Source organism: Ramlibacter sp. GS1-15, from assembly GCF_057785015.1.
The window spans coordinates 1,399,019-1,419,248 of the sequence record NZ_JBYNTU010000001.1 but is presented as its reverse complement, the minus strand read 5'-3'; the positions used below and the strand labels follow the sequence as shown (position 1 = coordinate 1,419,248).

The window sequence follows — 20,230 nt, the reverse complement described above, 5'->3', positions numbered from 1 at the left end:
TCGCCGAACCAGGCCTGGCTGCAGAAGCCGCACCTCGCTTTGCCTTGGCGCGTCCAGGGCGGCGTGGGCATCGCCGTGTCCATGGCCGTCTCCATGGCGGCGCGCGTGCCCGCCCGCGGGCGGGAAGGGACAGTCAACGGATAGTGCGCGGACATCTGACGTTCATCGGTTTGCGGGAGCCAGTTGCCAGCCGACCGCCTGCGGCAGGTCGGGATGGTCCACCCAGAGGTGTCCGTCGTAGACGAACAACTGCGCGGACCACGGCTTCTTCACGTCGAGAGTCCCGAACGGCACTGCGGCGCGGCCCGGCACCTCGAGCTGCAGCACAGCGCGGCGCGGCTCGTTATCCGCATGCAGGAGGGCGAGCACCCCGTGCGGTGCATCCATCCTGAGCCCGACCACGGCGCCGTCGCCCGCCAAGTCGAGCAAGGGCACCACGATGTCCGTGGACTTGTCGACCGGCCGCAACGGGTCGATGTCGATGCGCGACGTGCCGCGATAACAGGCCCGCCCCATGCACAGGCGCGGCCCGTCGATGGAGACAATCTCCGGCTCGGCCCTCGCCATCTCCACGTATTCGAAGCGTCCATCGACGTTGCTGCGGCACACCTGCCAGAAGGTGCCGGTGCCGGGGACGAAGAAGGAACCCATCGAGAACATCGGCTTGACCCGCTCGGGCCACGCGACCCACTCGCACTGCCTGCCGCCTTGCGCGTCGAGCCGCAACACCAGCTGTCCTTCGTCGCAAGGCCAGTTCACGTGCGCGTCATCGGATACCGGCGCTTCGAAGCCGTGTTGCGGCACGGGCGCGTGCGTCGGCAGGACGAGGTGCTCGGGTGCCCCGTGTGGCTTGCCGATCAGGTGGATCCTGTGTCCCTTCCCCAGCACGGGCGACCAGATCTCACCTTCCCATGCCACGGGGCCGCCGATCGCGGGCCCCTCCCCCGCGTGCTCGATCGCATAACACAGCCCGATCGCACTCGGCGTGACGGCCGCGAGCCCGGTGGCGGAAGGACAATAGCCGGTCGCATGGCCGCCGGCATGGACGAGTTCCATCCGCCAACCCCGCGGGTTCGCCAGTCTCCGCCCCCAGCTTGTGCCCGCCGTGCGCTTCAGCGGCATCCAGATCTCCGATTCGGGCAGGAGCGCGAGGAGCTTGCCTTGTTCCGGCTCGACAGCGACCAAGGTCGGCCAGGCCGCGTCGAACTTGTCGACGACGAACCGGTAGTGCCCGGGCGGCAGCGGCGGCAAGGTGCGGTCCGGCTGGCCGCTTGCCGAACGTTCGTGCGCGCGCGCCAGTGCCAAGGGCGAATCCAGTGCGGGGTTGGTGACGCGCAACGGTGCGCCGGTCTGCTGCGAGTAGTTGAACTCCGGGGGAAACCACTCGTCGCCGTCGGTCGCGCGGCGGGCGCCCGCCAGGCGCACGACGTCGAGCACCGGGAGCCTGGGGTCGACCACCGTTCCGTCCCATGTGGCGGCCAAGCACCACCTCTCGGACGCACGGTCGCGAACCCACGTCCCCGATCGGAGCTCCCACCGCTCGATCTGTTCTTCCACCGCTTGGCTCCTCGAGATCGGCCGGCCTCGACAGGCGCCGGTCCCGAAAAATCATCGACTGGCCGGATGCAAAACATGAATGGGACAAACATCCTGTCTTTGTCCCGGTTGTCGAGGATTCGTGGCCGCGGGTAACGAGCTGTTATCCGGCCGGGCGGGCGATCACAGGCCCCCCGCGGCGCCGATCCACCCATTCCCCCGCAACTCCCGCGTCAACCACGCGCTGTAGATCGGCGCGGCCACCAGCCCCGTCGCCCCGAACGCCGCTTCCAGCACCAGCATCGACGCGAGCAGCGCATAGATCGGGATCTCGACGCGGCTGCCGACGAAGTGCGCGTTGAGGAAGTACTCCAGCTTGTGGATCGCGATCAGGAAGACGAGCGACGCGACGCCGGTCCACAGCGACACGGTCAGCGCCGCGATCACGATGGCGGTGTTCGACATCAGATTGCCCACGATGGGCAGCAGGCTCGCGAAGAAGGTGAAGGCCACCAGCGTCATGGCCAGGGGCACATGGGCGTCGAATGCCGGCAGGACCAGGAGCAGGTAGACGCCGGTCAACGCGGCGTTGACCAGCGCGATGCGAAGCTGCGCCGCGAGCACGTCGCGGAACGCGAACGCGAGCTGGCGCCAGCGCTCGATCGCCAGTGCCGACAACGCCGCAGTCGCCGGACGGCGGTGGATCGAGATGTGGGCGGTGATGCCGATGATGAGCCCGATCACCAGGTGCACCAGGATGCGCAGCGCCTCGTGTCCCCAATGCTGCATGTCGTGCGCGTGCATGCGCAGCCATTCCGCCAGCGCGTGCTGCAGCGCCTCGGCCGAATCGGGCAGGCGCGCGGCGATCCAGTCGGGCGCCATGTTGCGGATGTGGTCCACGGTGTCGGCCAGCAACTGCATCAGCCGCGGCAGGCCGTCGGCCGACGCGTTGAGCAGCAGCCCGATGCCCTCGACGATCGCAAAGAGGCCGGCCACCACCAGCGCCGCGGCGAACAACGCGTTGGCAATCCGCCGCGGAGGCGGCGCCGGTGCCGCCGTCGGCCGGCGCGCCAGGCCGAACAGCACGTAGCCCGCCATGGCACCGAACAGCGCGGCGAAAAGCTTGAGCCACAGGATCAGCAGCAAGGCGGCGCCGGCGTACACGACGGCGCGCCGGCGCAGGTGCTGCGGCCAGCGCTCGCCTTGCCGTGACAGCGCGCTCTCGCTCGTGCTCATGGAATGTGCCGGGTGTTGGAAGCACGCTACCATCGCTCGCCCTGCGCCGTTGAAGGACGGCGCCGCATGAGTCCGTGGTGGGACAATCAGCCCAAGCGTGGACAAACACCCCGACACGGCTGATTCACTTTTCGGCGACGCCGCGGACGCCCCCGCCGCCATCGCCGCCGCGCTCGCGCCGCCCGCCGCATCGGGTCATTTCGATGAGCTTCGCGGCTCGAGCAGGTCGCAGCGCGAGCAGCTCGGCGCGCCCTGGAACCGCTTCTTCGAAACCCTCGGCCGCGAGGGCTTCGCGGACCTGAACCGCAGGACCGTGAACCTCGAGCGGCAGGTGCGCGACAACGGTGTCACGTACAACGTCTATGCCGACGCGCACGGCCCGCAGCGGCCCTGGTCGCTGGACCTGTTTCCCCTCGTCATCGACGCGCAGTCCTGGCAGCAGATCGAAGCGGGCGTGCTGCAACGCGTGAAGCTGCTCGATCGCATCATGGCGGACGTCTACGGCCCGCAGGACCTGCTGGCGCGCAACCTGCTGCCGCCGGCCCTCGTGCAAGGCCACCCCGGCTACCTGCGCTCGATGCACGGGGTGCGCCCGCCGGGCGGATCGCATTTGCACATCGCCGCGTTCGACATGGCGCGCGATGCCAACGGCGCCTGGTGGGTGGTGTCCCAGCGCACGCAGGCGCCCTCGGGCCTGGGCTACCTGCTGGAGAACCGGCTGATCATCTCGCGGCTGTTCCCCGAAGCATTCCGCGACCTGAAGGTGCAGCGGCTCGCGGGCACGTACCGCGCTTTCGCCGACGCGCTGCGCGCGATGTGCCCGCGCGGTCCATCGGGCGAGCCGAGGATCGTGCTGCTCACGCCCGGCCCGTACAACGAAACCTATTTCGAACACGCCTATCTCGCGCGCTACCTCGGCCTGACCCTGGTCGAAGGCGGTGACCTCACCGTGCGCGGTGACCGGCTGTTCCTCAAGACATTGCAGGGCCTGGAGCCGGTGCACGGCATCCTGAAGCGGCTGGACGACGAGTTCCTCGACCCGCTGGAGCTGCGCTCGGATTCGCACCTCGGCGTGCCGGGCCTGTTGCAGGCCGTGCGTGCGGGCAACGTGCTCGTCGCCAACGCGCCGGGCTCGGCCTTTCTCGAATCCCCGGCGATCCTCGGCTTCCTGCCGGCCTTGTCGCGTCACCTGCTCGGCGAGGACTTGCTGCTGCCCTCGCTCGCGACCTGGTGGTGCGGCGAGCGCGCAGCGATGGAAGCGGTGCTGCCGCAGCTCGCGAGCAGCGTGATCAAACCGACCTACGGCGGTGCCGGTGCCGGCGCCGTGCTGGGGCATTCGCTCTCGCGGCGCGAGATCGACGAATGGTCCGGCCGAATCGTGCGCGAGCCTGACGAGCACACGGTCCAGGCGTACCTGCCGCTCGCCCAGATGCCGACCTGGAAGCATGCGATGGACGGCGACCGCATCCTGCCGCGCTCCTACATGCTGCGCGTGATCGCCGTGGCGGACGGACCGCGATCGTGGCGCGTGCTGCCCGGCGGCCTCACGCGCATCGCCAGCGCCGCACTGGAGATCGCGTCGATGCAGCGCGGCGGCTCCAGTGCCGACACCTGGGTGCTCACCGAAGGCGAGGTCGACCCGACGACGCTGTTGCACCAAGGGCAGCCGGCCGCGGAACCGGCGCACCGCCGCCGCGCCGTCACCAGCCGCGCGGGCGAAAACCTGTTCTGGCTTGGGCGCTACACCGAGCGCACGGAAAACACGGCACGCCTCGTGCGGCTGGCGCTCGATGTGCTGAACGGTGAAGCGCAGACCTCGCCACCCGTGCTCGCCTGGCTGACGGAGGTGAGCCGCGCCAACGGCCTCGTGCTGCCTGCGGTGCCGCCGGCCACGCAGGCCCGGCGCGTGTTCGAACGCTCGCTCATCGCGGCGCTGGCGGACACCGACAATGCCACCAGCGTCGGCTTCAACCTGCGCGCGCTGCGCCAGGCCGCTTCCGCCGTGCGCGAACGGCTCTCGCTCGAGCAGTGGAACGTGATCGTGCGCGCGGAAAAGGACTTCCAGCGCGGCTGCGCGATCCTCGCTGAGGATGGCGACTTCTCGCCGGTGGAAACGCTGCGAGTGCTGGAGGCGCTGTCCAGCGCAACGGCGGCCATGACGGGTGCGCAGACCGACCGCATGACGCGCGACAACGGCTGGCGATTGCTCTCCACCGGCCGCCACATCGAGCGCCTGGGCTTCCTCGCATCGACGCTGGGCTGGGCTTTCGATACCGGCGCAGTTCACGAGGACGGCGGCTTCGAGGCGATCGTCGCGCTGTTCGACAGCACCATCACCTTCCATGCGCAGTACCAGCAGCGGCACGACATCCCGGCCCTCCTGGACCTGCTGGTGCTCGACCGGGACAACCCGCGCTCCCTGACGTGGGTGGCGCAGACCTTGCGCGGGCGGCTGGCGCGGCTCTCGGGCAGCGCGGCGGGCGAGCTGCCCGAGATCGCGCTCACGATTCCCGACCCGCAAGGCTGGTCGCTGGAAGCGATGTGCCGGCGCGACGAGCAGGGTCGTTACTCGAAGCTCGAGGCGCTGCTGCAGGAGCTCACCGACGCCGCGTACAAGCTGTCCGACGACGTCGGCACACGCTACTTCACCCATTCGGACGCGCGCCACAGCGTGGGCGCCTGAGGACGGGCGATGCTGCTGCAGGTCGTCCACGAAACGCACTACGCGTACGCGCCCGCCGTCAGGACCGCGCAGCACATGGCGCACCTGAAGCCCGCCCACGGCGCGCGCCAGCAATTGCTCTCGCACGAGCTGTCGATCGCCCCCGAGCCGCTTCAGTGCAGCGACACGGTCGATGCCTGGGGCAACACGCGCACGTTCTTCAGCTTGCAGGCGCAACACGAGGAACTGAAGGTCGTCGCGCGCAGCATCGTGGCGACTGCCGCACCGCAGCTCGCGCCGAACGACATGGCCTGGGAGCAGGCGCGCGAGCGCATGCGCTACCACCGCGGCGCTTCCTACGACCCGGCGACGGAATTCGTTTTCGCGTCGCCCCACGTGCCGCGCGATGCCGAGTTCGCGGCGTACGCGCTGCCCAGCTTCACTCGCGGGCGCGCTTTGGCGGACGCCGCGCGCGACCTGATGACGCGCATCCACGGCGATTTCGAGTATCAGGCGGAGGCCACCGACGTGAGCACGCCCGCGATCGAAGCGCTTCGCATGCGCCAGGGCGTGTGCCAGGACTTCGCGCATGTGATGCTCGCGTGCCTGCGCAGCCTTGGGCTTGCGGCACGCTACGTGAGCGGCTACCTCCTGACCGAGCCGCCGCCGGGGCAAGCGCGGCTCGTGGGCAGCGATGCATCGCACGCGTGGGTGTCCGTGTACCTGCCCGGGGACGGCACGCCCGGCCAGTGGCTGGACCTCGACCCGACCAATCGCCGCATGGCGGGCGAAGACTATGTCGTGCTCGCCATTGGCCGCGACTACTCCGACGTTTCACCGATCCGCGGCGTGATCCACGGCGGCGCGAATCACCAGCTCCACGTCGCGGTCACCGTCGCGCCGGCTTGACGCTCCTACAATCGCCGCCTGATTCCATCAGGAGATCGCGATGAGCGTTTACGACAAGCTGAAAGAACTCGGCATCACCCTGCCCCCGGTTGCCACGCCCGCTGCCGCGTACGTCCCGTTCGTGCAGACGGGCAACCTCGTCTTCATCTCGGGCCACGTCGCGAAGAAGGACGGCAAGGCCTGGGTCGGCCAGCTCGGCAAGACCATGCAGACCGAGGAAGGCAAGCAGGCCGCCCGCGCCATCGCCGTCGACCTGATGGGCACGCTTCACGCCGCCGTCGGCGATCTCGACAAGGTCAAGCGCATCGTGAAAGTCATGAGCCTCGTGAACTCCTCGCCCGACTTCACGGAACAGCACCTGGTGACCAACGGCTGCAGCGAACTGCTCGGCGAAGTGTTCGGCGACAGGGGCAAGCACGCCCGCAGCGCATTCGGCGTCGCGCAGATCCCGATGGGCGCGTGCGTCGAGATCGAGCTGATCGCGGAGGTCTGACGGAGCGAAGCTCGATTGACGCGGGCCGAATATCTGACTAGAGTCAGATATTCGATCTTCCCGGCTCCGCTCCACCGTGGACACCCGCGCGATCCAGCAGGTCCGCAGCTTCAACCGCACCGTTGCCGAAGGCATAGGCGCGCTCAATGCCGACTTCCTCGGCCGCGCCAGGCCGATGGCCGAATCCCGGATCCTGTGGGAAATCGGCCCCGGCGGCGCCGAGGTCCGCGCCTTGCGTGAACGCCTGGACCTCGACTCGGGATACCTCAGCCGCCTGTTGTCCTCGTTGGAGAAGCAGGGCCTCGTCGATCTCGACGCCCATCCGGAGGACCGCCGGGTGCGCCGTGTCCGCTTGAGGAAGGCCGGACTGGCGGAAAGGGCCGAGATCGACCGCCGCTCCGACGAGGTGGCGCAGCACGTCCTGGAACCACTCACCGCGGCGCAAAGGAAGAAGTTGCTCGATGCGATGGCGGAAGTCGAGCGGCTGCTTCAACCCGCGTTCGTGCGCCTGGACGTCGAGGACCCGGCCAGCGAGGACGCGCGCTGGTGCTTCGCGCAGTACTTTGTCGAACTGGACACGCGTTTCGAAACAGGCTTCGATCCTGCCCTGAGCCTTTCCGCCGACGCCCACGAACTCGCCGAGCCCTCGGGCGCACTGTTGATGGCGAGATGGCATGGACGACCGATCGGCTGCGTGGCGCTCAAGTTTCACGGACGCAAGCCCGCCGAATTGAAGCGCATGTGGGTGAGCCCCGATGCGCGCGGCCTCGGCATCGGTCGTCGATTGCTGGCGGAAGCGGAAAAGTGCGCGAAGGCGAAGCGGGTCCGCGCCATCCGCCTGGAGACGAACCGCGCGCTCTCCGAGGCCATTCGCCTCTACCGCCGCTCAGGCTATGCCGAGGTGCCGGCGTTCAGCGACGAGGCGTATGCCCACCACTGGTTCGAGAAGACGCTCGCCTGACTTGTCGGCCTAGCCATGGAAGACGTCGCGCCCGCCGATCGCCTTCCATTGCTGCTCGATCTCCCGGGCATCCTCGTCCGAGCGGGCCTCCACCATCATCAGGATCCCGCCGTGACGGATGCCGGCTTCATAGTGGTGGATGCGCCCTTGCGGAACGCCCCAGTGCGCCAGCGCCCCAGCAAGCCCGGACGCCAGGCCAGCGGCCCCTGCGGCCGTGAGAGCCGCGGCAATGGGGCCGGCCGCCACGAAGCCGAGAGCCGGCAGCGCAGCGCCAATGCGGTGCCCACCGCGGCGGCGGCGGCGATCAGGATTTCGAGTCGGCCCCCGGTGGATTCCCCCAGCTGGCCGCCCTCCGCCTTCCGGCGCGCCAGCAGCGTCGTGATCTCACCGCCTTCGGCGAAGCAGCGTTGACGCGTGTTCTCGGACATGACGGCGTTCACCTCGCCAATCTCATAGCCGCGCTCGACGCAAGCTTCATAAGCGCGCGCAGCGCTTTCGCCGTCGCCGAACAATCCCGTGATTGTTCGGCGCGTGCCGTTGGATGCTGCAGTCATTGCCACACCCTCCCTGCTGAGTTGCGCGCTCGCCGCGCGAAGTCAGCATACTCCTGGGCGCGGTGCGCCGCGGCAAGGGAATGAAACGAAGCTGCTACCAGCTCTCGCGCAGCTGCCGCTTGAGCACCTTGCCGATGTCGCTGCGCGGAAGCTCATTGACGTAGCGAATGCCGGACAGGCGCTGCGTCTTGCCTACTTGGCCATTCACCCAAGCGCGGAGTTCATCGACACGCGGCGCGCCCTCGCGCGCAACCACGAACGCGACGGGCGTCTCGCCCCATTCCTGCGACGGCACGCCCACCACGGCCGCATCCGCGACGTTCGGGTGCTGGCGCAGGATCGCCTCGATGTCGCTCGGATAGACGTTGAAGCCCCCCGAGATGATCATGTCCTTGCGGCGGTCCATCAGCGTGAGGAAGCCCTCGTCGTCGAAGCGGCCGGCGTCGCCGGTGCGGATGAAGCGCTGGCCCGCGGCGTCGTACCACTCGGCTTCGCGCGTCCTCTCCGGCTGGTGGTTGTACGCGGTCATCATGGCTGCCGAACGGCCGACGATTTCGCCGACGGAGCCTGGTGGGAGTTCCTTGCCGTCCTCGTCGATCACGCGGATGTCATGGCCTTCGGCGGGCTTGCCCACGGTATGCAATTTGTCGGGATGGCTGTGCGCCTCGAGGATGCAAGTGCCGCCGCCTTCGGTCATGCCGTAGAACTCGATGAGTCCGCCCGGCCAGCGGCGCAGGATGTCGGCCTTCAGCTCCGCATGGAAAGGCGCGCTGGTGCAGAACTTCATGCGGAAGGACGACAGGTCGTAGTTGTCGAAATCCGGCGACGCCATGATGCGCTGGTACTGCACGGGCACCAGCATCGCGTGCGTGGCACGCACCCTTTGCGCCAATGCGAGGTACGTGCGGGCATCGAATTTCGGCGGACCGAACACCACGCAGCCGCCTTTTGCGATTGTCGGGAAGAGGCACACCAGCGTCGTGTTCGAACACAGCGACGTCGCGATCATCGTGACGCTGTCCGGCCCGTAGCCGTAGCCCTCCGCGCGCGCGACGTGCAGCCAGCGCATGCCGTGCGGCTGCACGATGCCCTTGGGCGTGCCGGTCGTGCCCGAGGAGTAGATGATGTTGAACGGCCAGTCGGGTTGCGGATGCACCGGCTTCGGCTTCGCCCCATGCGGCAACAGCCATTGCTCGAGCGATGGCGAGGTCGAGCCATCCATGAAGATGCGCTGAGCCTTCGCTTCGAACGCGGGCACGCCGGCATCGACGAAGAAATGGCGCGCCCCGCTGTCTGCCAGCATGGTTGCAAGTTGTGCCGTGATGGCACCGGTCGGCAGCGGCGCGACGGCCACCCCGGCGCGCAACGCGCCGAGAAACACCGCCAGGTACTCGAGCGAATTCAGCCCGCCGATGGCGATCGTTTCCCGCGGTTTGACGCCGTCGCGTTGCAGAGAAGCGGCGACGCGGTCGGCCATCGCGTCGAGCTGTTCCCAGGTGACGCGGCGATCGCCCTGGATTGCAGCGGCCTGTTGCGGCCGCGCCTTTGCATGTTCGCGCACGAGGTCGAGGATGGCGCGAAACGGCGGCGCCGATGCCGGCAGCGGATGGTTCAGCAAGGCATTCATGAGGCGCTAGCCTACCGTAAGCCCTGATGCCGCACGGCCGCGCTTTGTCCTAAACTCGGCTCCAGCGTCCCAAGCGCGACAACCCGGCGATCCGCGGCTTACCCGCGGCGGATCGGCCGGTTCCATCCACCAGAGCCCGACACGATCGGACCGAGGAAGAGACAATGAGCCAGCGCGAGCCCCTGCGGCTTCACGTGCCGGAGCCCACCGGGCGTCCCGGCAGTCCCACCGATTTCTCCTATCTGCACGTTTCCAGGGCCGGCGAAGTGCGCCGCCCGGCGATCGACACGCGCCCCGTCGACACCCAGGACTTGGCCTTCGGCCTGGTGCGCGTGCTCGACCAGGAAGGCAATGCCGTCGGGCCCTGGAAGCCCGAAGACCTCGATGCGGTGCGCCTGCGCAAGGGCCTGCGCGCGATGATGAAGACGCGCATCTTCGACGCCCGCATGACCGTCGCGCAGCGCCAGAAGAAGATCTCGTTCTACATGCAGTGCCTGGGCGAGGAAGCAATCGCGGTGGCGCATTCGTTCGCGCTCGAAGACGGCGACATGAACTTCCCGACGTACCGCCAGCAAGGCCTGCTGCTCGCGCGGGACGACATCCCGATGTGGGAACTCATGTGCCAGCTGATGAGCAACGAGAAGGACCCGGTGAAGGGCCGCCAGCTGCCCGTCATGTACTCGTACAAGCGCGCCGGCTTCTTCACGATCTCGGGCAACCTCGCGACGCAGTACATCCAGGCTGTCGGCTGGGCAATGGCTTCGGCGATCAAGGGCGACACCAAGATCGCGTCGGCCTGGATCGGCGACGGCGCGACGGCCGAAGCGGACTTCCACACGGCGCTGACCTTCGCGCATGTGTACCGCGCACCGGTGATCCTGAACGTCGTCAACAACCAGTGGGCGATCTCGACCTTCCAGGCGATCGCGGGCGGTGACGGCGACCAGACGACGTTCGCGATGCGCGGTGTGGGCTGCGGCATCGCGTCGCTGCGCGTGGATGGCAACGACTTCCTCGCGGTGTACGCGGCCTCGAAATGGGCGGCGGAGCGTGCGCGCAGCAATCTCGGCCCGACGTTGCTCGAATGGGTCACCTATCGCGCTGGCGCCCACTCCACGTCGGACGACCCGACGAAGTACCGGCCGCAGGACGACTGGCAGCGCTTCCCGCTGGGCGACCCCATCGCCCGATTGAAGCAGCACCTCATCAGGATCGGCGAGTGGTCCGAGGAGCAGCACACGCAGGCGCAGAAGGAACTCGAAGCCGAAGTGGCCGCTGCGCAGAAGCAGGCCGAGAGCTACGGCACGCTGCTGGACGGCCACATTCCCTCGGCCGCCGGCATGTTCGAGGATGTCTACAAGGAGATGCCCGAGCACCTCCGCCGCCAACGCCAGGAACTGGGAGTCTGATGATGCTGACCGCGACCAAACCCGAGACCGCGGCGCAGGCCGAGGTGAAGACCGTGCCGATGACGATGATCAAGGCACTGAACTCCGCGATGGACGTGATGATGGAGCGCGACCCGAACGTGGTCGTGTTCGGCGAGGACGTCGGCTACTTCGGCGGCGTCTTCCGCGTCACCGAAGGGCTGCAGGCCAAGTACGGCAAGCACCGCTGCTTCGACGCGCCGATCTCCGAAGGCGGCCTCGTCGGCGCGGGCGTCGGCATGGCCGCGTACGGCCTGCGCCCGGTCGTCGAGATCCAGTTCGCCGACTACTTCTACCCGGCGTCGGACCAGATCGTGTCCGAAGCCGCGCGGCTGCGCTATCGCAGCGCCGGCGACTTCACCTGCCCCATGGTGATCCGCATGCCCTGCGGCGGCGGCATCTACGGCGGCCAGACGCACTCGCAATCGCCGGAAGCCCTGTTCACGCACGTGTGCGGCATCCGCACCGTGATGCCGAGCAACCCGTATGACGCCAAGGGCCTGCTCATCTCGTGCATCGAGAACGACGACCCGGTGATCTTCCTGGAGCCCAAGCGCCTGTACAACGGCCCGTTCGACGGCCACCATGACCGCCCGGTCGTGCCGTGGTCGAAGCACGAGATGGGCAACGTGCCCGAGGGCTACTACAGCATCCCGCTGGACAAGGCCGCGGTGTTCCGCGAAGGCAAGGACCTCACCGTGATCACCTACGGCACCATGGTGTGGGTGAGCGAATGCGCGGCGCGCGAACAAGGCATCGACGCCGAGATCATCGACCTGCGCTCGATCTGGCCGATGGACCTCGATACCGTGATCAACTCGGTCAAGAAGACAGGCCGCTGCGTGGTCGTGCATGAAGCCACGAGGACCAGTGGCTTCGGCGCGGAGCTGCTCTCGATCGTGCAGGAGAACTGCTTCTACCACCTCGAGGCGCCGATCGAGCGCGTCGCGGGCTGGGACACGCCTTACCCGCACGCGCAGGAATGGGCCTACTTCCCCGGCCCGAAGCGCGTGGGTGAAGCGATGAAACGTGCGATGGAGGGCTGAGCGATGGGCACCTATGTGATCCGCACGCCGGACATCGGCGAAGGCATTGCCGAAGTGGAGCTGGTCGCCTGGCACGTGAAGCCCGGCGACGAAGTGAAGGAAGACCAGGTCCTGGCGGACGTGATGACCGACAAGGCGACGGTGGAGATCCCCTCGCCGATCGCCGGCAAGGTCACGGAACTGATGGGCGACGTCGGCAAGACGATCGCCGTGGGGGCGGACCTCATTCGCCTGGAGGTCGAAGGCGCGGGGAATGAAAAACCCGGCGCGAAAAGGGCGGCAGCACCCGCACCCGCCGTTGTCGCCCCGGCGCAGGCCGGGGTCGTTGGCGGTGGAGACAATGACGATCCCGGCCTGCGCCGGGATGACAACACACCGCCCCCGCCGCAGCGCCCGCCCGTACAAGCCCCCGTCGCGATGCGCCCGGCCGGCGAGAAACCTATCGCTTCGCCCGCCGTGCGCCGCCGCGCGTGGGACCTGGGCATCGAGCTGCAGTTCGTGCACGGCAGCGGCCCGGCCGGCCGCATCACGCAGCAGGACCTGGACGTGTACCTCGCCTCGCGCGGCCAGCCCGCCCAGGCGCGCGCCGGTGGCACCGCCTACCTGCAGCGCGACGACGAGACCGAAGTGCCCGTCATCGGCCTGCGCCGCAAGATCGCGCAGAAGATGCAGGACGCCAAGCGCCGCATTCCGCACTTCAGCTATGTCGAGGAAATCGACGTCACCGAGCTCGAGGCGTTGCGCCAGCGCCTCAACGCGAAGTACGGCACCTCCCGCGGCAAGCTCACCGTGCTGCCGCTGCTCGCGCGCGCCGTCGTCCTCGCCGTGCGCGACTTCCCGCAGATGAACGCCCGCTTCGACGACGACAAAGGCGTCGTGACGCGCCATGGCGCGGTGCACCTGGGCATGGCGGCGCAGACGCCCAACGGCCTGATGGTGCCGGTGATCCGCCACGCGGAGACGATGGACCTGTGGACCTTTGCGAAGGAGGTCTCGCGCCTGGCGGACGCCGCGCGCTCCGGTAAGGCCGGACGCGACGAGCTGCAGGGCTCCACGATCACGATCTCCTCGCTCGGCCCGCTGGGTGGCATCGTGACGACCCCGGTGATCAACCACCCCGAGGTCGCCATCATCGGCGTGAACCGCATCGTCGAGCGGCCGGTGTTCCAGGACGGCCGCGTCGTCGCGCGCAAGCTGATGAACCTGTCGTCCTCCTTCGATCACCGTGTCGTGGACGGCATGGACGCGGCCGAATTCATCCAGGCCATCCGCGCCCTGCTCGAAGCGCCCGCCATGCTTTTCGTCGAATGAAGAACCTCACCACCACACTGCTCGTCATCGGCGGCGGGCCGGCGGGCTACGTCTGCGGCATCCGCGCGGCCCAGCTCGGCGTGCCCACGATCCTCGTCGAAGGCGCGAAACTTGGCGGCACCTGCCTGAACATCGGCTGCATTCCGTCGAAGGCGATGATCCACGCCGCCGAGGAATTCGAGAAGGCACGCCACTGGTCCAACACGTCGGCCCTGGGCATCAAGGTGGCCACGCCGTCCATCGACATCGGGCAGACGGTGAAGTGGAAGGACGGCATCGTGCAGCGCCTCACGGGCGGCGTCGGCGCGCTGCTGCGCAAGAACGGCGCGCAGGTGATCGACGGCTGGGCGACGGTCCTCGACGGCAAGACCGTCGAGGTGAAGACCGCGCAAGAGGCCTACCGCATCCAGTGCGAGCACCTCGTCATCGCGACCGGGTCCGTCCCGTCCGAACTTCCGTTCATGCCCTTCGGCGGCCCCGTGATCTCGTCCACCGAAGCCCTCTCGCCCGCGAAGCTGCCGAAGAAACTCGTCGTGGTCGGCGCGGGCTACATCGGACTCGAACTCGGGATCGCCTATCGCAAGCTCGGCTGCGAAGTCGCGGTGGTCGAAGCGACCGAGCGCGTGCTGCCCGCCTACGACGAGGAACTCACGCGCCCCGTGCTCGCGGCACTGAAGAAGCTGGGCGTCGTGCTGCACCTGGGTTGCAGCGTGCAAGGGATGTCGGAAACCGGCCAGGCGCTGCGGGTGCGCACGGCCAATGCCGACGAGTTCGCGCTGCCAGCCGACCAGGTGCTGGTCGCGGTCGGCCGCAAGCCGCGCACGGAAGGCTTCGGCCTGGAGAACCTGCGCCTGGACATGGCGGGCCGCGCGATCAAGGTCGACGACCAATGCCGCACCTCGATGCGCGACGTCTGGGCGATCGGCGACGTGAGCGGCGAGCCGATGCTCGCGCACCGCGGCATGGCGCAGGGCGAGATGGTCGCGGAGATCGTCGCCGGCAAGCGCCGCAAGCTCGCACCGGCATCGGTCCCCGCGGTGTGCTTCACCGATCCGGAAGTGGTCGTGTCCGGGCTCTCGCCCGCGCAGGCGAAGGAGGCCGGCCTGGACGTCATCACCGGCACCTTCCCCTTCAGCGCGAACGGCCGCGCGATGACGCTCGAATCGACCGACGGCTTCGTGCGCGTCGTCGCCCGCCGCGACAATCACCTGATCGTCGGCTGGCAATCCGTGGGCCGCGCCGTGTCGGAACTCGCAGCGGCGTTCTCGCAGTCCCTGGAGATGGGCGCGCGGCTGGAAGACGTGGGCGCGACCATCCACGCGCATCCCACACTGGGCGAGGCGGTGCAGGAGTCATGCCTGCGCGCGCTGGGGCACGCGCTGCACATCTGATTCCTGTCCGTCGCCCTTCACAAGAATGCGGAACATGAGGAAATGCGTCATCAGCAGCATCGGCACGATGAACGCGGGAATGAAGTAGGCCGCGCCGAACTGCCCGGGCGACAGGTGCGACGCATTGGCCTGATAGAACGCGTCGAACAGGTCGAAGGTCCCCCAGAGGTTGAAGATCCAGGCGAGGCCGATGCCAGGCCTGCCGCGCAGGGTGGCGAGCGCGAGCAAGGCCAGGATGCATGCGGCCAGGTCGCCGTAGGCAGCGGCACGCGCGAACAGGGCCGGCAGATCGGGCGCGACGACGCCGGGAACGAGGAAGGCCAGCCCGACGAAGCGGAAAGCGTGCACGACGAGCAGCGGTCGGAGCGCGTCGGCGCGCGATCGTGTTCGCAGCTGGGGCCACACATAGACGGCACCGAACACGCCCCACGCGACCAGACCCAGGGCGACACTGAAACCGAATGCGAGTTGCGCGTCCATGGAAATTCACCCGTTCGCGGAAGGATGCGGGATCAGCAGGCCCAGCGGCATCAGCGGGCCTACCGGGACGTACTCGTGATCCAGCAAATGGGCTCGGGCCAGCGGCAGGCCTTCCATGATGGACCGGGCTTCCTCGACGTCTTTCGCGTCGAGCAGGAAGACCCCTCCCCTGCCGTCTCCGCGCGAATACCATTCGCGGATCTTTCCTGCGAGATAGAGCCGCACCGTCGCGCGCATCTCGGCGGGCATCACGGCCATGACTTGCTCGCGCGTCACGCCGGGCCGGGCGGTCAGCAGGGCGAAGACACCGGTGGTCAGGTTGGCGCGGGCTTGAATGGGCGCCCGGGAGGGCTCGGTCATGGCGAAGACTCCGTGATGGGTTGAGGTTGAGGCAGGGGCGCGGGAGCGGCGATGCGCGACAGGCCGTGCTCGCATTGCCACACGGCCGATTCATCGGTGTACTCGGGCCGTGACGGCGCCGCGATTCGAAGTCCGCGCACGTGGCGCGCGATGCCGGATGTCGGCACAAAGGGCACCAGCATGAATCGCGCGAACTCGCGCACCGTGTTCGCGACGCTTCGCCGGTTCGAGGGCAGCGCCGCGAGCCGCCGCGCGACAGATTCGAACGGCTCGGCCGCGCGTCCGGTCACCCGCTGCACGTCATCGTTCGGTGCGCCTCGTGCGAACGCGCCGCGCTGGTGTTCCTCGACGTAGTGCGCCATCGAGTCCAGCAGCACCGGCGGATATCCGTCGAGGTGGGCGGCCTTCGTGAAGATGCGGATCGGCGTGGGCACCATCCGGACGCGCCGCTGGAACACGCGGCCCAGGATGCGCGCCATGTCTTCGCCCGACAGCAGCTGCGGCCCGGTCGGCCGATAGGTGCGGCCCGCGTGACGCGCCGGGTCCATCAGCGCCGCGGCTGCGACGCGGCCGATGTCATCGACCGACGGCGGCGCCGTCAAGGTGTCGCCGTACATCCAGGGCATCACACCCAGGTGCGCGACGAGGTTGATGGTCGCAAGATAAGGCGAGTCCGCGAAGAAACCGGGGTTCACGGTCGTCACGGCGATGCCCGGAAGCATCGCGAAGAGCTGGTCGGCGAGCCAGTGGTGGCGTGTCGGCGCCGCGGGATGCGAAGGACTCGCGAGCCACTGGCTCAGCACGACCACCGATTCGAGCTTCGCGTGCGTCGCGGCGATCGCGAACACGGCCGCCCCCGTCAGCATCGCGGGATCGTAAGGCGGCAGCCAATAGGCGCGCTGCACGCCTCGCATCGCTGCCGCGACTGCCGCGTAGTCGGTCATCTCGCCGACGGCGACCTCGACGCCGCGCGCGCGCAGCGCGGCACTGCGTTCGTCCTGCCGACGCACGAGCGCGCGGACGGGGTAGCCCGCTCCGAGCAGCTCGGAAACCACGGCTGCACCGGTCCGGCCGGTGGCGCCGGTCACCAGGATCCTGGGATGGACCATCACGACTCCTGTTGTTCGATGACCGCAATCTAGGGATCTGGCGCTGTTTGATAAACCGGTCTAATCTGCACGAACGATGAAGCAGGACTACACAATCCCGCGCGGCACGCTGGACGGCGTCGAAGCCTTCATGCGCGTGGCCGAGCGCCGCAGCTTTCGACAGGCTGCGGTCGACCTCGACGTGACGCCCTCCGCAGTGAGCCAGGCCGTTCGTGCGCTCGAGGCGCGCCTGGGCGTCGCGCTGTTCACGCGCACCACGCGCAGTGTGGGACTGACCGAAGCCGGCCAACGCTTCCTGGAGCGGGCGCGCCCTGCCTTCGACGAGATCGTCGCGGCGAGCGATGCGGCGCGGGGGCTGGGCACCCAACCCTCCGGCCTGCTGCGGCTCGCGGTCCCGCGCGCGGCGGTGCCGATCGTGTTGCAGCCCTTGCTCGCCTCGTTCAACGCCGCGCATCCCCAGGTCGTCGTCGAAGTCGTCGCCAGCGAGGAGCTCGTCGATCTCGTGAAGATGGGATTCGACGCGGGCATCCGCATGGGCGAGTTCATTGCTGCCGACATGGTGGCCGTGCGGCTCACCCCTCCGTTGCGCCTGATCATCGTCGGCAGCCCCGACTACTTCGCACGGTGCGGCCGGCCCCGCACGACCGCCGACCTGGCGAATCATTCCTGCGTGCGCACCCGGCGATCCAACGGCGCCGTCGCGAACTGGCGTGTGCGCGGCGCGCGCGATGAACCTCTGGAGCTCGCGGTGCCGGGTCCTCTGATCGTCAACGACGTTCCGACGATGCTCGCGGCAGCGCTCGGCGGTGTCGGCCTCGCGCAGGTGCCCGCGCCGACCGCATCGGAGCTGCTCGCATCGGGCCGGCTCGAGGAAGTTCTGGCCGACCACGCGCCTTCGTCGCCGGGACTGTTCCTCTATTTTCCCGGCCGCTCGCAAGTGATGCCGAAGTTGCGCGCCTTCATCGACCACGTGAAAGCGTACGCGGCAGCGGTCCTCCTGAACCCCGCGCCCGGCAGCGCCGCGCGCCGGCGCGTACCGGCCCGCAGACGATCAGGGAAGCAGGCCTGAGGCCCTACCGCGGCCCTTGAACACCGAAAACTTGCCCTGGATATCGACGAGCAAGCGGCTCGCGGCCGCAGAGAGCGGCCTGCCCTGGCGCGCCAGCAAGGTGACCTGGGCCGATCGGCAGAGCGGGTGCGCCAGGTCCAGCGCCACCAGTTGGCCGGCCTTGATTTCCGGCGCGGCGGCGAGGCCCGCGCCGATCAGCGTGATCCCGTCCGTCGCCCTGACGAAGCGCTTCAGGGCGGCAACCGAATTGCTCGTGAAGCTCGGGCGCAGCTTCACGTGCTCGGCGTACTCCAGAAGCTCCACGAGCCGTCCGACCCCGTAGCCCGGCGGCATCAGGCCGAAGGGGTACGCCAGGATCTGACGCAAGCGCAGCGGGCCGGCCACGCGGGTCAACGGGTGACCTTTGCGCACGAGCACCTTCGCGGGCGCCGCCGCGCTCGCGACGATCTCCAGCCGGGTGTCGGACGGAGCGTTGTACGCCAGCCCGATGTGCGCTGCGTCTTCCAGAAGCGCGCCGACGAGATCGCTCACGGGCAATGCATCGAGCACGACCGAAAGCCCCGGATGCGCGGCGCAGAAAGGCGCCACGATCTGCTCCAGCAGGCCGTCGACGAACCCTTCGCTCGCCACGATGCGCACGGTCCCGGCGTCCATCGACTGGACGGCGCGCAGCCGTTCCATCAGCTGTTCCTGGTGGGCCTGGCAGCCACGCCAGTATTCGAGCAGATGCGAGGCGGCTTCGGTCGGCGCCACCCCGCGTGCCTGCCGCTCGAACAGCACGAGTCCCAGCTCCTCTTCGAGCAGCGCGACCTGGCGCGTGATCACCGACGGCGCGGTGTTGAGCGCATCCGCCGCGCCGCGGATCGAACCGTGCCTCAGGACCTCGTGGAAATAGCGCAGCCGCTTCTGGTTGATTTCCCTCATCGTGGCGTCTGTTGCCAATCAGGCAACGACGTGCTCCATAAATTGCTCTTGCTCGAACGGATGCTAGCTCAAACAATGCGCCCACCTGCACTTCCTGCTGCTCCTCGCCATGAACCTCATCGAACCGTCTTCCATGAACCGGCGCGGCTTCATTCGCGCCGCCGCGTCCACCCTGGTCACCGCTCAAGCCGGCGTGCTGGCTTCGACGGCTGCGCACGCCGCCGCAGCCGAGGCTGCGCATTTCGGATCACTCAAGACGATCAGCGCCGGCGACCTGCTGGTCGAGTACGCCGAAGCCGGGCCCGCGGACGGTCCGGTGGCGATCCTGCTGCACGGCTGGCCCTATGACATCCACGCCTTCGTCGACGTCGCCCCGCGCCTGGCCGCCGCCGGCTACCGGGTGATCGTCCCTTCCCTGCGCGGCTACGGAGGCACCCGGTTCCTGTCGAGCCAGACCCCTCGCAACGGCCAGCAAGCGGCCGTCGCGCAGGACATCATCGCGTTGATGGATTCGCTGAAGATCCGCCAGGCCGTGCTCGGATCCTTCGATTGGGGCGCGCGGACCGCGTGCATCCTGGCGGCGATCTGGCCCGAGCGGGTGGCCGGCCTGGTCTCGGTGAGCGGCTACCTGATCGGGAACCCGAAGGCCAATGCCAAGCCGCTGCCCCCCGCCGCCGAGTACGCCTGGTGGTACCAGTCCTATTTCGCCACCGACCGCGGCCGGGACGGCTACGCGGCCAACACGGCGGCTTTCAACCGGTTCATCTGGCAGCAGGCCTCTCCCAAGTGGCGCTTCGACGACGCGACGTACCAGCGCAGTGCCCGGTCCTTCGAGAATCCGGATCACGTGGCCATCGTCGTCCACAACTACCGGTGGCGCATCGGACTGGCCGAAGGTGAATCGCGCTTCGATGCGCTGGAAGCCAGGCTCGCCTTGGCGCCCGACATCGCCGTGCCCTCGATCACCATGGAAGGAGACGCGAACGGCGCGCCGCATCTGGACCCGGCGAACTACTCGAAGAAGTTCACCGGCAAGTACCAACACCGGAACCTGGACGGTGGCATCGGGCACAACCTGCCGCAGGAAGCCCCGGCCGCTTTCGCCCAGGCCGTCATCGACGTCACGCGGCTCTGA

At 68.4% G+C, this 20,230-nt stretch carries 18 protein-coding genes; 10 read left to right on the top strand and 8 right to left on the bottom strand.

What is annotated here, in order from left to right:
• Nucleotides 1-162: 162 nt before the first annotated feature.
• Entirely contained in the window at nt 163-1,482 is a 1,320-nt protein-coding gene (locus AC3EF3_RS07130) for a hypothetical protein (RefSeq protein ID WP_488531459.1), read from the bottom strand.
• A gap of 237 nt (nt 1,483-1,719) precedes the next feature.
• The gene (locus AC3EF3_RS07125) at nt 1,720-2,772 is read right to left on the bottom strand and encodes an AI-2E family transporter (RefSeq protein ID WP_488531458.1); all 1,053 of its coding nucleotides are present in this window, start codon (nt 2,770-2,772) and stop codon (nt 1,720-1,722) included.
• 97 nt (nt 2,773-2,869) lie between these two features.
• Between AC3EF3_RS07125 and AC3EF3_RS07120 the strand changes: the two genes are divergently transcribed.
• From AC3EF3_RS07120 to AC3EF3_RS07105, 4 genes are all read left to right on the top strand, one after another.
• Complete coding sequence (locus AC3EF3_RS07120) at nt 2,870-5,455, top strand: circularly permuted type 2 ATP-grasp protein (RefSeq protein WP_488531457.1); 2,586 nt, start codon at nt 2,870-2,872, stop codon at nt 5,453-5,455.
• A 9-nt stretch (nt 5,456-5,464) separates the two neighbouring features.
• Nucleotides 5,465-6,343: a transglutaminase family protein gene (locus tag AC3EF3_RS07115; RefSeq protein ID WP_488531456.1), complete on the top strand. Its 879-nt coding sequence runs from the start codon at nt 5,465-5,467 to the stop codon at nt 6,341-6,343.
• Nucleotides 6,344-6,383: 40 nt separating this feature from the next.
• Nucleotides 6,384-6,836 (top strand): RidA family protein, encoded by a 453-nt coding sequence (locus tag AC3EF3_RS07110; protein WP_488531455.1) that lies wholly within the window; start codon nt 6,384-6,386, stop codon nt 6,834-6,836.
• 76 nt (nt 6,837-6,912) lie between these two features.
• Nucleotides 6,913-7,797, top strand: coding sequence for a bifunctional helix-turn-helix transcriptional regulator/GNAT family N-acetyltransferase (locus AC3EF3_RS07105; protein WP_488531454.1), 885 nt, complete (start codon nt 6,913-6,915; stop codon nt 7,795-7,797).
• A 98-nt stretch (nt 7,798-7,895) separates the two neighbouring features.
• Here AC3EF3_RS07105 and AC3EF3_RS07100 read toward each other — a convergent pair whose 3' ends face one another.
• Nucleotides 7,896-8,351, bottom strand: a complete 456-nt coding sequence (locus AC3EF3_RS07100) for a hypothetical protein (RefSeq protein ID WP_488531453.1) — start codon at nt 8,349-8,351, stop codon at nt 7,896-7,898.
• Between the two features lie 94 nt (nt 8,352-8,445).
• A complete protein-coding gene (locus AC3EF3_RS07095) occupies nt 8,446-9,978 on the bottom strand; it encodes a class I adenylate-forming enzyme family protein (protein ID WP_488531452.1) in 1,533 nt (510 codons plus the stop codon).
• Between the two features lie 164 nt (nt 9,979-10,142).
• Here AC3EF3_RS07095 and AC3EF3_RS07090 point away from each other — a divergent pair, with 164 nt between their 5' ends.
• The 4 genes from AC3EF3_RS07090 to lpdA are packed head-to-tail and all read left to right on the top strand — an operon-like array spanning nt 10,143 to nt 15,153.
• Entirely contained in the window at nt 10,143-11,387 is a 1,245-nt protein-coding gene (locus AC3EF3_RS07090) for a thiamine pyrophosphate-dependent enzyme (protein ID WP_488531451.1), read from the top strand.
• A gap of 2 nt (nt 11,388-11,389) precedes the next feature.
• Entirely contained in the window at nt 11,390-12,451 is a 1,062-nt protein-coding gene (locus tag AC3EF3_RS07085; protein WP_488533750.1) for an alpha-ketoacid dehydrogenase subunit beta, read from the top strand.
• 3 nt (nt 12,452-12,454) lie between these two features.
• A complete protein-coding gene (locus AC3EF3_RS07080; RefSeq protein ID WP_488531450.1) occupies nt 12,455-13,762 on the top strand; it encodes a dihydrolipoamide acetyltransferase family protein in 1,308 nt (435 codons plus the stop codon).
• Nucleotides 13,759-15,153, top strand: coding sequence for a dihydrolipoyl dehydrogenase (lpdA, locus tag AC3EF3_RS07075; RefSeq protein WP_488531449.1), 1,395 nt, complete (start codon nt 13,759-13,761; stop codon nt 15,151-15,153). Before AC3EF3_RS07080 ends, lpdA begins: the two co-directional genes overlap by 4 nt.
• On the opposite strand, the gene AC3EF3_RS07070 is transcribed toward lpdA, so the two are convergent.
• From AC3EF3_RS07070 to AC3EF3_RS07060, 3 genes are read right to left on the bottom strand one after another with little or no spacing between them, the layout of a single operon-like run.
• Nucleotides 15,115-15,633: a hypothetical protein gene (locus tag AC3EF3_RS07070; RefSeq protein ID WP_488531448.1), complete on the bottom strand. Its 519-nt coding sequence runs from the start codon at nt 15,631-15,633 to the stop codon at nt 15,115-15,117. The genes lpdA and AC3EF3_RS07070 overlap by 39 nt on opposite strands.
• 6 nt (nt 15,634-15,639) lie before the next feature.
• Nucleotides 15,640-15,993, bottom strand: a complete 354-nt coding sequence (locus AC3EF3_RS07065; protein ID WP_488531447.1) for a hypothetical protein — start codon at nt 15,991-15,993, stop codon at nt 15,640-15,642.
• Complete coding sequence (locus AC3EF3_RS07060; protein ID WP_488531446.1) at nt 15,990-17,102, bottom strand: NmrA family NAD(P)-binding protein; 1,113 nt, start codon at nt 17,100-17,102, stop codon at nt 15,990-15,992. Before AC3EF3_RS07060 ends, AC3EF3_RS07065 begins: the two co-directional genes overlap by 4 nt.
• A gap of 76 nt (nt 17,103-17,178) precedes the next feature.
• Between AC3EF3_RS07060 and AC3EF3_RS07055 the strand changes: the two genes are divergently transcribed.
• Complete coding sequence (locus AC3EF3_RS07055; RefSeq protein ID WP_488531445.1) at nt 17,179-18,171, top strand: LysR family transcriptional regulator; 993 nt, start codon at nt 17,179-17,181, stop codon at nt 18,169-18,171.
• On the opposite strand, the gene AC3EF3_RS07050 is transcribed toward AC3EF3_RS07055, so the two are convergent.
• Nucleotides 18,154-19,095, bottom strand: coding sequence for a LysR substrate-binding domain-containing protein (locus AC3EF3_RS07050; protein ID WP_488531444.1), 942 nt, complete (start codon nt 19,093-19,095; stop codon nt 18,154-18,156). The two genes, AC3EF3_RS07055 and AC3EF3_RS07050, sit on opposite strands and share 18 nt — an antisense overlap.
• A gap of 109 nt (nt 19,096-19,204) precedes the next feature.
• Here AC3EF3_RS07050 and AC3EF3_RS07045 point away from each other — a divergent pair, with 109 nt between their 5' ends.
• Nucleotides 19,205-20,230 carry an alpha/beta fold hydrolase gene (locus AC3EF3_RS07045; protein ID WP_488531443.1) on the top strand — a complete coding sequence of 342 codons (1,026 nt, stop codon included), beginning with the start codon at nt 19,205-19,207 and terminating at the stop codon, nt 20,228-20,230.

Bases quoted from the DNA above. Each gene is read 5' to 3' on its own strand.
- AC3EF3_RS07095 (WP_488531452.1), bottom strand. From the start codon at position 9,978: ATGAATGCCTTGCTGAACCATCCGCTGCCGGCATCGGCGCCGCCGTTT.
- AC3EF3_RS07055 (WP_488531445.1), top strand. From the start codon at position 17,179: ATGAAGCAGGACTACACAATCCCGCGCGGCACGCTGGACGGCGTCGAA.
- lpdA (WP_488531449.1), top strand. From the start codon at position 13,759: ATGAAGAACCTCACCACCACACTGCTCGTCATCGGCGGCGGGCCGGCG.
- AC3EF3_RS07060 (WP_488531446.1), bottom strand. From the start codon at position 17,102: ATGGTCCATCCCAGGATCCTGGTGACCGGCGCCACCGGCCGGACCGGT.
- AC3EF3_RS07110 (WP_488531455.1), top strand. From the start codon at position 6,384: ATGAGCGTTTACGACAAGCTGAAAGAACTCGGCATCACCCTGCCCCCG.
- AC3EF3_RS07045 (WP_488531443.1), top strand. From the start codon at position 19,205: ATGAACCTCATCGAACCGTCTTCCATGAACCGGCGCGGCTTCATTCGC.
- AC3EF3_RS07070 (WP_488531448.1), bottom strand. From the start codon at position 15,633: ATGGACGCGCAACTCGCATTCGGTTTCAGTGTCGCCCTGGGTCTGGTC.
- AC3EF3_RS07085 (WP_488533750.1), top strand. From the start codon at position 11,390: ATGCTGACCGCGACCAAACCCGAGACCGCGGCGCAGGCCGAGGTGAAG.
- AC3EF3_RS07050 (WP_488531444.1), bottom strand. From the start codon at position 19,095: ATGAGGGAAATCAACCAGAAGCGGCTGCGCTATTTCCACGAGGTCCTG.
- AC3EF3_RS07065 (WP_488531447.1), bottom strand. From the start codon at position 15,993: ATGACCGAGCCCTCCCGGGCGCCCATTCAAGCCCGCGCCAACCTGACC.
- AC3EF3_RS07125 (WP_488531458.1), bottom strand. From the start codon at position 2,772: ATGAGCACGAGCGAGAGCGCGCTGTCACGGCAAGGCGAGCGCTGGCCG.
- AC3EF3_RS07080 (WP_488531450.1), top strand. From the start codon at position 12,455: ATGGGCACCTATGTGATCCGCACGCCGGACATCGGCGAAGGCATTGCC.
- AC3EF3_RS07090 (WP_488531451.1), top strand. From the start codon at position 10,143: ATGAGCCAGCGCGAGCCCCTGCGGCTTCACGTGCCGGAGCCCACCGGG.
- AC3EF3_RS07100 (WP_488531453.1), bottom strand. From the start codon at position 8,351: ATGACTGCAGCATCCAACGGCACGCGCCGAACAATCACGGGATTGTTC.
- AC3EF3_RS07115 (WP_488531456.1), top strand. From the start codon at position 5,465: ATGCTGCTGCAGGTCGTCCACGAAACGCACTACGCGTACGCGCCCGCC.